We start from the raw sequence: 13,016 nt of genomic DNA, 5'->3' as shown, positions 1-13,016 counted from the left end.
CGTAGAACTCGACCTCCTTGCCATTGGCCTGGTCGATTCCGGTCAATGGCTGGTCGGCGTCCAGGATGTGCGTGTGGCCGCTAGAGCAGCCACAACCACTCACGACTACTGACCAGCGGAAACATCAACAATAGGGAGAAAACCATGTTCTGGATCCAGCTCAGCACGTTCGTCCTGTTCAACCTGCTGATCCTCGCCATGCTCACCACCCAGATCCCCGCCCGCGCCATCGCCTTCACCACAGGCCAGCACGCCGGAGGCGGCGAAGGCGCCTACACGGTCTGGCACCTCATAGCCGACATCGAAGCCGAAACCCGCAAAGCGGCAGACGAGCACGGGCCGGAACACGAACATCCCCGCATACCACCGGAATTCCCCACCACCGACCCCGATGAGCCGACCGGGCGGCACCACCTGCGCCCGTAACAGGTCGTGAGTGCTTTGGATCGCTATAGCAATCCGAACCGCTCACGAACCCCGAGCAGGGTCGGTGCGGCGACCTCCCCCAACCCCCACCCGCACCGGCCCACCCCGGTGACCGGGCGCGATGCCCCCGACCCCACGCGCCCGGTCACCGGCGCCGCAACGACGTTTCAGGCTCGGTCGTGCGTTCAGATCACTTGAGCCGTTCCCGCAGGCCGCGCCACGGCCCGGCTCAGGAGGCGGTGTCGCGGAGATTCCGGATGCTGCCCAGGAGGTTCTCGGCGCGTTCCCGCCCGGCGGTGGCCTCGGTGAGGCGCCGGTTGACCGTCTGCAGCTGCCGGCTGCGCTCCGCGGCGTCCATCTTCAGCGCCTTGTCCACCTCGCGCAGCTCACCCTCGATGGCCTCGATCCGCCTGGTCAGGGCGTCGTCCAGGGCCAGCGACAGCTGCTGCTCCGCCTCGATCAGCTGCTCCGCCACGAGCTGGTCCAGCGCCGAGCGGGCATCCGCGATGGCCTCGGTCAGCCACTGCTTCAGGTGCTGCTTGTCCGCCGCGTGCTTGCGGGTCCGCGCCATCCACCAGCCGGCCCCGAGCCCGAGCACGATCGTCACCGGCAGCACCACCGGGTTCAGCGCCGCGATGCCCAGGCCCGCCAGCGGCATCGCGGCCGCCCGGCCGACGCCGAGCCCGCCGGAGACGCCCATGAACACCAGGAGCTTGTCCTCCGCGGTCGGCGGCCGCTTGTCCGGCGGGCGCAACGCGATCGGCGCCTGCGCTCCGCGCGCGAACTGCGAGCGGATCACGTCGAGTTCCTCGGCGGAGAACAGCTCCTTCAACGACTGCTCGGCGACCGCCGCCAGCCGCGCCGACAGCGTCGCCGCCACCCGGGTCGACGCCATCTGCAACGCCGCGTCGACGTGGCGGGGCAGCTCGGCCAGCTGGTTGCGGTCGGCGCTGTCGATGGCCCGACGGAACCAGTTCTGCACCTCCCGCACCTGGCGGGCCACCTCGTGGCTGGTCTCGACGCGGGTCCGCTGGATCTCGCCGCGCAGCTTCACCTGCCACCCGCGCGTCGACGACCGCCGCGCGGTGGACAGCTCGTCGCGCCGCGCGCGCAGCGACTCCGCCTCGTCCTCGCCGACGGTCAGCGCGCGCTTCTCCGCCGACAGCTTCGCGACCAGCTCACCGAGCACAGTGGACAGTGCCCGCATCGTGTTGGCCTCGCCGAGCATCGCGGCCCGCCCGCCGATCAGCCGCTCCAGCTCGGTGCGCAGCTCGACGATGCCGGACTTCTCGCGCAGCATGTCCGCGGCCTGCTCGCTGGGCGCCTTCCCGGCCAGCTCCTGCATCCGGGCGGACACCGGGAAGATCGGCATGTCGGCGAACCGCGGCGCGTGCTCCGCCAGCAGCTTCCGGTCCGCTTCCAAGACCTGCCGCCAGCCGCGGTGCTGATCGGTCTTGGCCAGCGCGAACACGACGGTCTCGACGCGCTCGGCGACCTTCTGCAGGAATTCCAGCTCGCCCCGGGTGAACGGGGCCGACGCGTCGACGACGAACAGCAGCGCCGTCGCCGAGGCCGCCGCCTCCATCGCGAGCTCGCCGTGCAGGGCGTCCAGCCCGCCGACCCCCGGGGTGTCCACCACGGTCACCCGGGCCAGCGCGTCGACCGGCGCGGTGATCTGCACGTAGCGCGGCGGCAGCTGACCTTCGGGCAGTTCGCGGCCCGCGCTGGCCCAGTTCGGCAGCTCCGCCAGGTCGAACGGCACCGGCTCCTGCTGGCCGGGGTAGCAGGCGTGCGCCGCCCACTGCTCGCCGTGGGTGAACTCCAGGTACGTGGTGGTGGCCACCTGGGCGTCCACAGGGGACAGTCCCGGGTGCTCCAGCAGGGCGTTGACCAGCGAGCTCTTGCCCCGGTTGGTCTCCCCGACCACCACGACGCTGGGCGTCTTCTGGCGGCCGCGCCGAACCTGCTCGACCCACTCCGCGGCGGTCGGGTCGGCCTCCCGCAGGAACCCGTGCAGCTTCTCCCTGGCCTGCTTGACCTGCTGCGGCAGGCCCACGGTGACCGCGACGCCCGGTGCCGTCATGCGCCTCGCTCCTCTCGAACCCCGCCATGCTCGCCCTCGGCGCGACCGCCGATTTCACGCGTTCGGTTGGTGGCAGTTTCAATTGAAACTGCCACCAACCGAACCATGCCCGCGGCTCCCGTGGCGGTCACTGCTGCCGCAGCTGGTAGACGGTCACCACCGGGGCGCGCAGCACGCGGTCCCGATCGGCGAAGCCCAGCACCTCGGTCTCGGCGATCACGCCGTCCAGGGCCGGGTCGTCGGTGGGCGTGATGCCACCGGCCTCGTGGTGCGCCGGGTCGAAGCGGGTGCCGTCCGGCCGCAGCGCCGAAACGCCGATGCCGCTGAGCCCCTCGGACAGCCGCTCCACCACTCCCGCGCTGCGCGCCCGGTCCATCGCGTACATGCACAGCTGGATCAGCGTCGCCCGCTCGGTCAGCGCGCGATCCAGCTGATCCGTGACGACATCGCTGGTCACGGCGGTCATGTCGGTTCCCACCTCTGCGTCGGCGTCCGGGGCAACTGCCGTGCCCTCGTCCGGATCGGACGCCTCGGGAACACCACCGGTTCCACTTTCAGGTGAATTCTTGCGTCGCCAGCCCCGCATCGCCATCACCCGGACCGCAACTGCTGCCAGATCAGGAAGTACGCCCGGTGCACCACGTGCGCGATGCGGCTCTGCGCGGGCGTGGCGCCGAACGACGAGAACGAGCGCCACCAGTTCGCCCGCTCCAGCGCGTAATCGGTCAGCTCGTTGCGGGGCCGACCGGGCAGGCCGAGCTGCTCGCCGAGGTCGTTGCTGCTGCCGACCCGCATCACTTCCTCGGCCAGGTCCACGGGCATCGCCACCGCACCGGCCGCGACCAGCGTCAACGCCTCCAGCACCCGGAGCTGGTGCGCCTCCGGCTTGGCCAGCAGCACCTCGATCGCGTCGTGCACCCGCTGCCGCTCGCCCTGGTCGCCGGAGGCGTGCGCGAGCGCGGTCACCGAGGCCAGCGCTGCCGCGGCCTTGATCCCGTCGGCCCGCGCCCGGAACACCGTGTCCAGCCGGTTCAGCACCGAAGCCAGCCCGGAGGAATCCAGCAGTCGCCGCCGAAGCGCGCCCGCGGTGATCTCCGGGTCCGCGTCGATCGCCTCCAGCGCGCTCCGGATCCCGAAGAGGTCCATCCGCTCCAGCAACCGGTTGCGGGTGCCGGCAGGCACGTCGCACTCCCAGCTGGTGAACAGGTCCGCGGACAGCAGCAGGGTTTCGCGGGTCGCCTCGTCCAGCTGGGCGAGGCCGCGCAGCGCCTCCGCGTCGGCGGCGGTGAACTCGCCGGATTCGGCGGTCTCCGCGAGCAGGCCGATCACCGGCAGCACGTCGGCGACCTTGGGCTTGAGCAGCTGGGCCTGCTTCTCCGCGAGCAGCGACGCGGCCTTCCACACCTCGCCGCCCGAGTCCTCGACCGAGCTCGGCTCGATGGTGTCCGCCTTGTTCAGCACCGCGATCGCGTTGACCGGCCCGGCCTCGCGGCTGGCGGTGGCGGCGGTGAACGCGGCCAGGGCCTGCTCGTCGTCGGCCCGGACGCCCTGCGTCACGACGTAGAGGACGGCCTCGGCGCCCGCGACCGCGTTGCGCGACACCGGATCGAGATCGGAGTCGGCGTCGTCGGCGTCCTCCTTGCGGGTGCCCAGCAGTTCTTCGGTGCGCGCCACGGACGCGGCGTCCAGCGAACCGAGCCCGGGGGTGTCGATCACCGTCAGGTCGCGCAGCACCGCGTTGGTCAGGTAGGCCTCCAGGTGCGAGACCTCGTCGATGTCCACGCCCAGGTCGGCCGGGATGCCGCCGTCGGCGTCGAAGGGCACGGCCTGCTTCTTGCCGTCGTGGAAGACGACCTCGACGCGGTCCACGGTGCCGTACTGGAAGCGGGTGACCAGCCGGGTGCACTCGCCCACGTCGGTGGGCGCGACCCGGCGTCCGATCAGCGCGTTGACCAGTGTGGACTTGCCGGACTTGATCCGGCCCGCGACGGCCACCTGCAGCGGCGCGGAGAGCCTGCGCAGCACCTCGGCGAAGCCGGCCGCGGTCCGCTCGGACACCTGCGGCTGCAACCCGGTGCACAGCCGGGCGACCGCCGCGGATAGCGGGCCAGGCCAGTGCTGCTGCTCGGTTGCCGTACTCAAGTCCGACCTTCCCGATCGTGCGACTCGCTGCGCGCTACATCCTGCCACGCACCCGCACCGAACCGGACCAAGTGCGCGCGATCACGGACCGGCCCAGCAGGCCGCGGTCGGATCCCCGCCCACGACGAAGCACCTCCGCGCGGGTGCGACCTGAGGCTGACCCGGGTCGAGCCCGTGGGATGACGCCGGACCACGTATGCGGCGCATAACCTCGCCAAGTGCGGAAACTGAGCCTCTGGTTGCGGGCGCGCCCGTTGGTCGGCGACAGCGGGATCGCCACCTTCATGCTGCTCGTACACCTTGGAGAGCTCGACGAGGGCAAGCCTTCGATCGGCATGCCCGCCTGGCTGTACGTCGTGGCCGGGGTGCTGCTGACCGTGCCGCTGGCGGTGCGACGCATCTGGCCGGTGCCGTCGGCGTACGTCGCGCTGCTCGGCATGGCGATCATGTCGGTCGTCAACACCGGCCCGGGCTCGACCGTGGCCCTCATCGCGCCGTGCATGATGATCTACACCCTGGTCGCCTGCGAGGGACGCCGGATCGCGGCGCTCTACACCGCGCTGACCGGCGCTTTCTACCTGGCGCGGCTGTTCACGGGCGGCCAGCGGGAAGGGAACCTGGCCGAGCTGATCTTCGTCCAGGTGCTCTTCTTCGTCATGCTGGCCGGTTTCTGCTGGGTGCTGGGCGAGTTCATCGGCGCCCGCCGCGCCTACCACGCCGAGGTGGAGAGACGGCTGCGCAACCTGGAGTTCGAACGCGATCAGCAGGCGCGCATCGCGGTCGCCGAGGAGCGCAACCGGATCGCCCGGGAAATCCACGACGTGCTGGCGCATTCGGTCAGCGTGATGGTGACACAGGCCGACGGCGCCGGATACGCCCTGCGCAGCAACCCAGATCTCGCCGAGCGCGCGTTGCAGGCGATCGGCAGCACCGGCCGCGAGGCCCTCGGCGAACTGCGGAGCCTGCTCGGCGTCCTGCGCGACAGCGACGAGCAAGACCCCGGCCGCATCCCGCAGCCCACCGCCGCGGACCTCAGCGACCTGGTGAACCGGGTGCGCGGCCTCGGGCTCGCCGTGTCGATGGAGCTGACCGGCGATTTCGCCGGGCTGCCGACCAGGATCGGGCTCAGCGTCTACCGGATCGTGCAGGAGTCGCTGACCAACGTGCTCAAGCACGGCGGCACGGGCACCACGGCCTCGGTCCGGGTGGACAACGACGGGCAGCGCATCGAGATCGAGGTGCTGGACGACGGCATCCGGAAGGAGCCGTCCGGGCTGGCCTCGGGCGGCAACGGGATCATCGGCATGCGGGAACGCGCCGCGGTCTACGGCGGCACGCTGGAGGCCGGTCCGCGACCCGAGGGCGGCTGGCGGGTGCACGCGGTGCTGCCGCTCGATCCGGGCGCGCAGCCTGGGGCATCGGCCGAGAAAGGTCGCTGAGAAACCCGAAACCCCAGCTCGGATAGGGTGTACGGCATGGTGCGGGTGCTGCTGGTGGACGACCAGGAACTGATGCGCATGGGCTTCCGGATGGTGCTCGACGCGCAGGATGACCTGGAGGTCGTCGGCGAGGCGGGCAACGGCGAGGAGGCGATCGAGCTCGCCGAGCGGCTGCGGCCGGACGTGGTGCTGATGGACGTCCGGATGCCGGTGCTCGACGGCGTCGAGGCGACCCGCCGGATCGTCGCGGCGGACAGCGCGAAGGTCCTGGTGATGACCACCTTCGACCTGGACGAGTACGCGCTTTCCGCGCTGCGCAACGGAGCCAGCGGTTTCCTGCTCAAGGACGCCCCGCCGGAGAGCCTGGTCACAGCGGTGCGCTCGGTGGCCAGCGGCGACGCGGTGGTCGCGCCCAGCGTCACCAAGCGGCTGCTCGACCGGTTCCTCGGCGAGCGCGGCGGCCAGCTGCGGGACGCGTCGGTGCTCGACGTGCTGACCGAGCGGGAGCGCGAGGTGCTGGTGCTGGTCGCGAAAGGACTGTCGAACGCCGAGATCGCAGGCACGCTGTTCCTGTCCGAGGCCACCGTGAAGACCCACCTCGGCCGAATTCTGTCCAAATTGGACGTTCGGGACCGAGTGCAGGCCGTGGTGCTCGCCTACGAAACCGGTCTGGTCAAACCGGGCGAGGCGTGAATTGCGCCTCCAGCCACCCACGAACGCGCTGGTGGACGGCTAGCCTGCGGTGGTGAGCGACGCCGCGTGGAAACCCCGACTCATCGCCCTCGACATCGACGGAACCCTGCTCGACCCCGCCACCCAAGCGATTTCCGCCGAGGTCAAGGCCGCGGTGCGCCGCGTCGTCGAAGCGGGCACCCAGGTCGTGGTGTCGACCGGCCGGAGCATGCTCGGCACCCTGCCGATCCTGGACGAGCTGGAGCTGACCAGCGGAGTCGCGTTGTGCTCCAACGGAGCGGTGCGGGTCGACGTGGCGGCGCGGGAGCCCGTGTCGATCGAGACGTTCGAACCGGGGCCGGTGCTCGCCGAACTGACCAGGCGGCTGCCCGGGGCGATCTTCGCGAGCGAGGACGTCGGCGCCGGCAGCCTGGTGACCAGCAAGTTCCCCGAGGACGAGCTGCACGGACCGCAGCAGCTGGCCACCTTGGACGAACTCGTCGACCACCCGGTGCCGCGACTGATCGCGAACTGGGTGGATCACGAGCCCGCCGAGCTCATCGCGGCGATGGCCGGGGTCCGGCTGCCCAACTGCACCTGCACCGTGGACCACTACGAGCCGTGGGTCACCGTGGTGCCGGAAGGCGTGACCAAGGGCGCGGCGCTGGAGAAGCTGCGCGCCGAACTGGGCATCGCGAGCGAGGACACCTTCGCCGCAGGTGACGGGGACAACGACATCGAGATGCTGCGCTGGGCGGCGCACGGCGTCGCGATGGGGCAGGCTGCGGAGATCGTGCGCGCCGCGGCCGACGAGGTCACCGGGCCGGTCGCCGAGGACGGGCTGGCGGCGGTCCTGGACCGCTGGTTCCGGTGAGATCTCCGGGACATCCCTGAGGCTGTCATCCCGCAGGACGGGGCCGACTACGACTCAGGTCTGACCCGAGGTCCAGACGCTGGGTCGATGCAGGCGCACGGGTCGACCAGGCACGCTTTGTGGTGTGGCCCGGTTGGGCCGCGGCATTGTCGGCTTACAGGAGTGATCATGATCGAGGCGATCGGCCTCACCAAGCGCTACGGACCGAAAGTCGCGGTGAACAACCTGTCGTTCACCGTGAAGCCCGGCCGGGTCACTGGTTTCCTCGGCCCCAACGGGGCAGGCAAGTCCACCACCATGCGCATGATGCTCGGCCTGGACCGGCCGACGTCCGGTGAGGTGCGCATCGACGGCAAGCCCTACCGCGAGCTGAAGAACCCGCTGCGCACCGTGGGCGCGCTGCTCGACGCGAAGTGGGTGCACCCCAACAGGTCGGCGCGCACCCACCTGCTGTGGATGGCGAAGTCCAACGGCCTGCCCGCGAAGCGCGTCGACGAGGTCCTCGGCATGGTCGGCCTGGAGGAGGTCGCGAACCGCAAGGCGGGCGGCTTCTCGCTGGGCATGTCGCAGCGGCTCGGGATCGCGACCGCCCTGCTCGGCGACCCGAAGATCCTGTTGTTCGACGAGCCGGTGAACGGGCTGGACCCGGAGGGCATCCACTGGATCCGGCGGTTCATGCAGAGCCTGGCCGCCGAGGGGCGCGCCGTGTTCGTCTCCAGCCACCTGCTTTCCGAAATGGCCCTGACGGCCGAGGAACTCGTGGTGATCGGCCGCGGCGAGCTGATCGCGCAGTGCAGCACCCAGCAGTTCGTGGACAACGCAGGCACCCAGGGCGCGCTGGTGCGCTCGCCGGGGGCAGCGCAGCTGCAGCAGCTCCTGAGCGCGCAGGGACTGAGCGTGCGGTCGACGGCCCAGGACACGCTGGTCGTCGACGAGGCCGAGACCGAGCAGATCGGCGAACTCGCCGCACAGCACGGGATCGTCCTGCACGAGCTCACCGCGCAGCGGAGCTCGCTGGAGGAGGCCTTCATGCAGATGACCGGCAACGCCGTTGAATACCAGACCAATCTCGGCGCCGCCGCGTCCGCGCTGAACACCTCGGGGGTGGCCCGATGACCCTGCTCGCCGTCGAACGCATCAAGCTCTTCTCCACCCGGTCGCCGTGGTGGTGCACCTTCCTCGCGCTGGCCTTGACCATCGGCTTCACCACGCTGTTCGCGTCCCAGCTCGAGAACGAGATGTCGCTGTCGATGACGCAGGTCGGCTACCAGTTCGGCCTGATGGTGGTCCTCGTGCTCGCCGCGTTGTCGATCACCACCGAGTACCGGTTCGGCACGATCCGGGCGACCTTCCAGGCGGTGCCGAACCGGACCGCCGCGCTGCTGGCCAAGACGGTCGTCGTCGCGCTGGTGGCGCTGATCATCGGCGAGGTGGCCGCATTCGGCTCGTGGGGAGTCGCGAAGCTGCTGGCACCGGGCGCGGATCTCGCCTTCGCCACGGGCGACGACTGGCGCCAGGTCGCCGGGGTCGGCCTGGTGTTCGCGATCGGCGCGGTGCTGGCGGTCGCGGTCGGCGCCATGCTGCGGCAGACGGCCGGTGCCGTCGCCCTGCTGCTGCTCTGGCCGCTGCTGGTGGAGAGCCTGGTCGGACTGATCCCGAAGATCGGCGCCGACGTGCAGAAGTGGATGCCGTTCAACGCCGCCGGCCACTTCCTCTCGGGCACCGACGGGGTGGGCGACATGCCGTTCGGCCCGTGGGGCGCGCTGGCCTACTTCGCGGCCGTCGCGGTGGTCCTGTGGGTGATCGCTTTGATCATCGTTCGACGCCGCGACGCCTGACCAGCGAGAACCGAAGCGGCTGTGGAACCTTTCATGATCAACTATAGAAATGCCCAGTTGGGCGCGGGATAGCAAAACGTTACCCGGCCCGGCCGAGAGTCTGATCACGTCAACCGATAGGATCAGCGGCAAGATCGAGCCGCAGACGTCGCCTCCCGGTGCGTGCGGCACCGCAGGGTCCGCTGTGGACACCGCGCGAGGCTGACGACGGGGCCGACTAGCACAACCGAATTCGACCGACTGCAAAGCGCTCGGGGGCGCCGGCGGTCGGGACGGGGGAGGGCCCGGGCTGTCATTCGGGGGATGGCCCGGGCCCTGTGCTTTCCGGATTACCGCAGCGGACCTCGCGCGGCGTCCCGCGTCAGACGCTGGGGCGGACCACCAGGACCGGGCAGGCCGCGTGCCGGACGCATTGCTCGGCGACCGAGCCCAGCATCAGGCCCGCGAACCCACCACGCCCGCGATGGCCGACGACCAGCAGGTCCGCTCCCCGCGATGCCGACAGCAGCGCCTGCGGCGACGGCGAGTGGACGACGTGTATGTGGACCGGGAGATCGGGGTGTTCGCCGAGCTTGTTGACCACGATGCGTTCCGTGTCCGCTTGGACCGACTGCTGAAACTCGTCCATGCTCGGCACGACGTTCGGCGGGCAGTCCGCCGGTCGTGGCGCGGTCCGGAAGCTCCAGGCCCGCACGACGTGCAAGGGGACGCTGCGGCGCCGGGCCTCCTCGGCCGCCACGATCAAGGCGCGCAGCGACGATGCGGAACTGTCCACGCCGACGACGACACCGCCGTCGATCTCCACCTGTTGGATCGTCTGGTCTGGCACCCCCCCACTCCAACCGCATCGGGGTGACTTGTCGAGTCGACCTGCGGTGGATGGGCCGAACACGTTGTAAACATGTGACTTTTGACACAATCGATATGCTCGCGTCATTCTTTGCATTCGTTGTGGTAAGGCATGAGTAAGGGATGTCCCGAACCAGCGTCGCTTGGGGGCATGCGCTGGCCGAGGGCGAGTTCGTGGCTCGCAACTTTCTCAACAGCAGAAGGGTGGGCCGATGGTGCAATCGAAGGAAATCCCGGCAGTTCCGGCGCAGCAGGACGGTGCGCGAGTTCGTTCGACGGACGACGTCCAGCTGGAACCGGTGCCCAGGCTCGAATGGTCGCTGGCCACCGAAGCACACCCGCCCGCGCTGGAGGCGGCGACACCGGCATCGCTGCGGCGGAGCTGGATCCACACCGCGCCCGAGCACCAGGTGCTCGAACTGTTCCGCAAGCTGCACGGCGCCAAGCGGCGGCTCCCCGCCCCGTGGTGGCTGCGGGCGCTGGATCGCGGCGAGATCGAATCGCGGAAAGCGGCGTTCGAGATCGAGGACGAGGCGCACGCGGTGCTCGGCACGCGACCGGGCTGGGTCTTCGTGCCCTGGGCCGGCATCGGCGAGGCCGGGTACTGGGAGTTCGCGCCGTCGGACCGGGCGCCGATGCGGATGCCGACCACCGTGGTGCTGACCGACGAGCACCGGGGCTGGCTGAACGTGGTCCCGGCGCACGGCGAGACCGAGCCGGTTCCGGTGCCGGTCAAGCGGTCCACCGGCCTGGTGTCGATGCTGGGCCAGATCGAATCCTGGTGATCCACCGGCCCCGCCGCCCGGACGAGTGGGTTCGGTCGTCGGGGCCCGGCACCGGTTTGCGATACTGAGTCCCCGTGAATGCCTCTGACCAGCAGGTTCCGTTTCGTCGTACCGTCGTCAGCTACGTCCAGCGCGGCGAGCGGATGACGGTGGGCCAGCAGCGCGCCTGGGATCGCCACTGGCCCGAGCTGGGTTCCGAGGTGACCGCGCTGCCCGAGGGCCCGCTGGACCTCGCGGCCTGGTTCGGCCGCTCCGCGCCGACGGTGCTGGAGATCGGCTCCGGCATGGGCGAAACGACCGCGCAGCTCGTCGCCGCCCAGCCCGACGCCAACTACGTGGCGGTCGAGGTCTACAAGCCTGGGCTGGCCCAGCTGATGCTGCGGGCCGAGAAGCTGGAGATCACCAACCTCCGGTTGCTGCGCGGCGATGCGATCGTGCTGCTTCGCGACCACATCGAGCCCGCGTCGCTGGCCGAGGTGCGCATCTACTTCCCCGACCCGTGGCCGAAGAAGCGCCACCACAAGCGCCGTCTCGTGCAGCCCGACTCGGTCCGGCTGATCGCATCCCGGCTCGCGCCCGGCGGCGTGCTGCACCTCGCGACGGACTGGGAGAACTACGCCGAGCAGATGCTGGAGGTCTGCCAGGCGGAACCGCAGCTGCGCAACCGGTACGCCGGCGAGCCTGGCGGTTGGGCGCCACGGCCGGAGTGGCGACCGATCACGAAGTTCGAGAACCGGGCGCACGAAGAGGGCCGCGAAATCCACGACCTGATCTTCGAGCGCGTCTAAGCGGTTCCGCGGTAGACCTCGGCGAGCTGCTGCCGCCCGGGATCGGTTGTCGTGTCGGACCTTGCTGCCATCGTGTGCTCGGAACGAGTTGCCTGAGCAGAGGGGACGAGCGCGATGACCAGCGACCGCCAGCGCGCAGCGCAGCCGGAGGACCTCAACCGGTTCGTGCTGGAACGGCTCAACGCCGGCGACGTCGACGGACTGGTGGCGCTGTACGAGCCCGACGCCGTGCTGATCGTCCCGACCGGCCGGGTTGTCGGGCACCGGGAGATCCGCGCGGCGTACGAGCAGCTCGTGGCGGCCAAGCCCGAGTTCGCGCCCGGCGAGACGCAGCCCGCGATCCGCAACGGCGACCTGGCGCTCACCTCCGTGCGGCTGGCCGACGGCGGCGTCACCGTCGAGGTGGCCCGCCGTCAGCCCGACGGCACCTGGCTCTGGGTGATCGACCAGCCCAACCTGCTCGGCTAGGCCTCGTCGCGCCGATCGCCGGAAGGCGCTTCGCCGAGACCGTGCCGCTCCTCGAACTCCGGGGCCGTCACGCCCATGACCACCAGGTCGTGGTGACGACCGGCGAAGAATTCGTGTTCGCGCAGCAGGCCTTCCTCGATGAAGCCGAGCGTGCGGTGCAGCGCGAGCGACGCCTCGTTGTCGGCGTAGATCTGCGCCTCGCACTTGTGGTACCGGCGCTCGCCGAACATGAAGCGCAGCAGGAGCACGACCGCTTCGGCCGCATAGCCACGCCGTTGGTACTGGTCGTCGATCGCCACGCCGTGGGAGAACCGGCCGGTGCGCGGATCCGCGTCATGGGTCGAGACGGACCCGACCAGCGCACCGCTGTCCAGCGCCTCGATCACCAGGCGGAGCGAGTCGCCGACCGGTTGCGCGGCGGACTGCTCGGCCGTCCACGCGCGGTATCCGTCGGCCGAGCGCGGCGGGTAGAGCGTGTCCGCCGATCGCTGGTGCTCGGAGTGCGAGTCCATCCGCATGAACGCTCGCCAGTCCTCGGGCTCGATGCCACGCAGCCGAACGAGCCGGCCCGTCCAGAAGGAACTCATCCGGCTATCCCAGCAAGCGTTTCGCCCTCGCGTCCAAGGCTTTTCCGCTCTCCGCGCGCAATGTC

The 13,016-nt window shown here is 70.4% G+C and carries 14 protein-coding genes; 9 read left to right on the top strand and 5 right to left on the bottom strand.

Annotation, left to right across the window (positions count from 1 at the left end):
- Positions 1–144 precede the first annotated feature (144 nt).
- Positions 145–426: a hypothetical protein gene (locus tag AB0H93_RS38570; protein ID WP_358580487.1), complete on the top strand. Its 282-nt coding sequence runs from the start codon at positions 145–147 to the stop codon at positions 424–426.
- A 229-nt stretch (positions 427–655) separates the two neighbouring features.
- On the opposite strand, the gene AB0H93_RS38565 is transcribed toward AB0H93_RS38570, so the two are convergent.
- The 3 genes from AB0H93_RS38565 to AB0H93_RS38555 form a co-directional block, all read right to left on the bottom strand.
- Positions 656–2,509, bottom strand: coding sequence for a dynamin family protein (locus AB0H93_RS38565; RefSeq protein WP_358580485.1), 1,854 nt, complete (start codon positions 2,507–2,509; stop codon positions 656–658).
- A gap of 127 nt (positions 2,510–2,636) precedes the next feature.
- Entirely contained in the window at positions 2,637–2,975 is a 339-nt protein-coding gene (grpE, locus tag AB0H93_RS38560; RefSeq protein WP_358580482.1) for a nucleotide exchange factor GrpE, read from the bottom strand.
- Between the two features lie 125 nt (positions 2,976–3,100).
- Positions 3,101–4,651: a dynamin family protein gene (locus AB0H93_RS38555; RefSeq protein WP_358580480.1), complete on the bottom strand. Its 1,551-nt coding sequence runs from the start codon at positions 4,649–4,651 to the stop codon at positions 3,101–3,103.
- 218 nt (positions 4,652–4,869) lie between these two features.
- On the opposite strand from AB0H93_RS38555, the gene AB0H93_RS38550 reads away from it, so the two are divergent.
- The 5 genes from AB0H93_RS38550 to AB0H93_RS38530 all read left to right on the top strand — a co-directional run bounded on the left by AB0H93_RS38550 (position 4,870) and on the right by AB0H93_RS38530 (position 9,474).
- Positions 4,870–6,090, top strand: coding sequence for a histidine kinase (locus AB0H93_RS38550; protein WP_358580478.1), 1,221 nt, complete (start codon positions 4,870–4,872; stop codon positions 6,088–6,090).
- Between the two features lie 36 nt (positions 6,091–6,126).
- Entirely contained in the window at positions 6,127–6,783 is a 657-nt protein-coding gene (locus tag AB0H93_RS38545; RefSeq protein ID WP_093261049.1) for a response regulator transcription factor, read from the top strand.
- A 52-nt stretch (positions 6,784–6,835) separates the two neighbouring features.
- The gene (locus AB0H93_RS38540) at positions 6,836–7,636 is read left to right on the top strand and encodes an HAD hydrolase family protein (RefSeq protein ID WP_358580476.1); all 801 of its coding nucleotides are present in this window, start codon (positions 6,836–6,838) and stop codon (positions 7,634–7,636) included.
- A 168-nt stretch (positions 7,637–7,804) separates the two neighbouring features.
- On the top strand, positions 7,805–8,752 hold the full coding sequence (locus AB0H93_RS38535; RefSeq protein ID WP_358580474.1) for an ABC transporter ATP-binding protein: 948 nt from the start codon (positions 7,805–7,807) through the stop codon (positions 8,750–8,752).
- The gene (locus tag AB0H93_RS38530) at positions 8,749–9,474 is read left to right on the top strand and encodes a hypothetical protein (protein WP_358580472.1); all 726 of its coding nucleotides are present in this window, start codon (positions 8,749–8,751) and stop codon (positions 9,472–9,474) included. Before AB0H93_RS38535 ends, AB0H93_RS38530 begins: the two co-directional genes overlap by 4 nt.
- Before the next feature lie 361 nt (positions 9,475–9,835).
- Here AB0H93_RS38530 and AB0H93_RS38525 read toward each other — a convergent pair whose 3' ends face one another.
- Entirely contained in the window at positions 9,836–10,303 is a 468-nt protein-coding gene (locus AB0H93_RS38525) for a universal stress protein (RefSeq protein ID WP_358580470.1), read from the bottom strand.
- A 232-nt stretch (positions 10,304–10,535) separates the two neighbouring features.
- Between AB0H93_RS38525 and AB0H93_RS38520 the strand changes: the two genes are divergently transcribed.
- The 3 genes from AB0H93_RS38520 to AB0H93_RS38510 all read left to right on the top strand — a co-directional run bounded on the left by AB0H93_RS38520 (position 10,536) and on the right by AB0H93_RS38510 (position 12,364).
- Positions 10,536–11,108, top strand: a complete 573-nt coding sequence (locus AB0H93_RS38520) for a hypothetical protein (RefSeq protein WP_358580467.1) — start codon at positions 10,536–10,538, stop codon at positions 11,106–11,108.
- A gap of 143 nt (positions 11,109–11,251) precedes the next feature.
- Complete coding sequence (gene trmB, locus AB0H93_RS38515) at positions 11,252–11,896, top strand: tRNA (guanosine(46)-N7)-methyltransferase TrmB (RefSeq protein ID WP_358580495.1); 645 nt, start codon at positions 11,252–11,254, stop codon at positions 11,894–11,896.
- A 114-nt stretch (positions 11,897–12,010) separates the two neighbouring features.
- Entirely contained in the window at positions 12,011–12,364 is a 354-nt protein-coding gene (locus tag AB0H93_RS38510) for a nuclear transport factor 2 family protein (RefSeq protein WP_358580465.1), read from the top strand.
- On the opposite strand, the gene AB0H93_RS38505 is transcribed toward AB0H93_RS38510, so the two are convergent.
- Complete coding sequence (locus tag AB0H93_RS38505) at positions 12,361–12,951, bottom strand: GNAT family protein (RefSeq protein WP_358580463.1); 591 nt, start codon at positions 12,949–12,951, stop codon at positions 12,361–12,363. The genes AB0H93_RS38510 and AB0H93_RS38505 overlap by 4 nt on opposite strands.
- Between the last annotated feature and the right edge of the window lie 65 nt (positions 12,952–13,016).

The organism is Saccharopolyspora sp. NPDC050642, assembly GCF_040654735.1.
GTDB classification, from domain to species: Bacteria; Actinomycetota; Actinomycetes; order Mycobacteriales; family Pseudonocardiaceae; genus Saccharopolyspora; species Saccharopolyspora elongata.
Note: the sequence above shows the minus strand (reverse complement) of the source record. Positions and strands in the feature narration are given on the sequence as shown.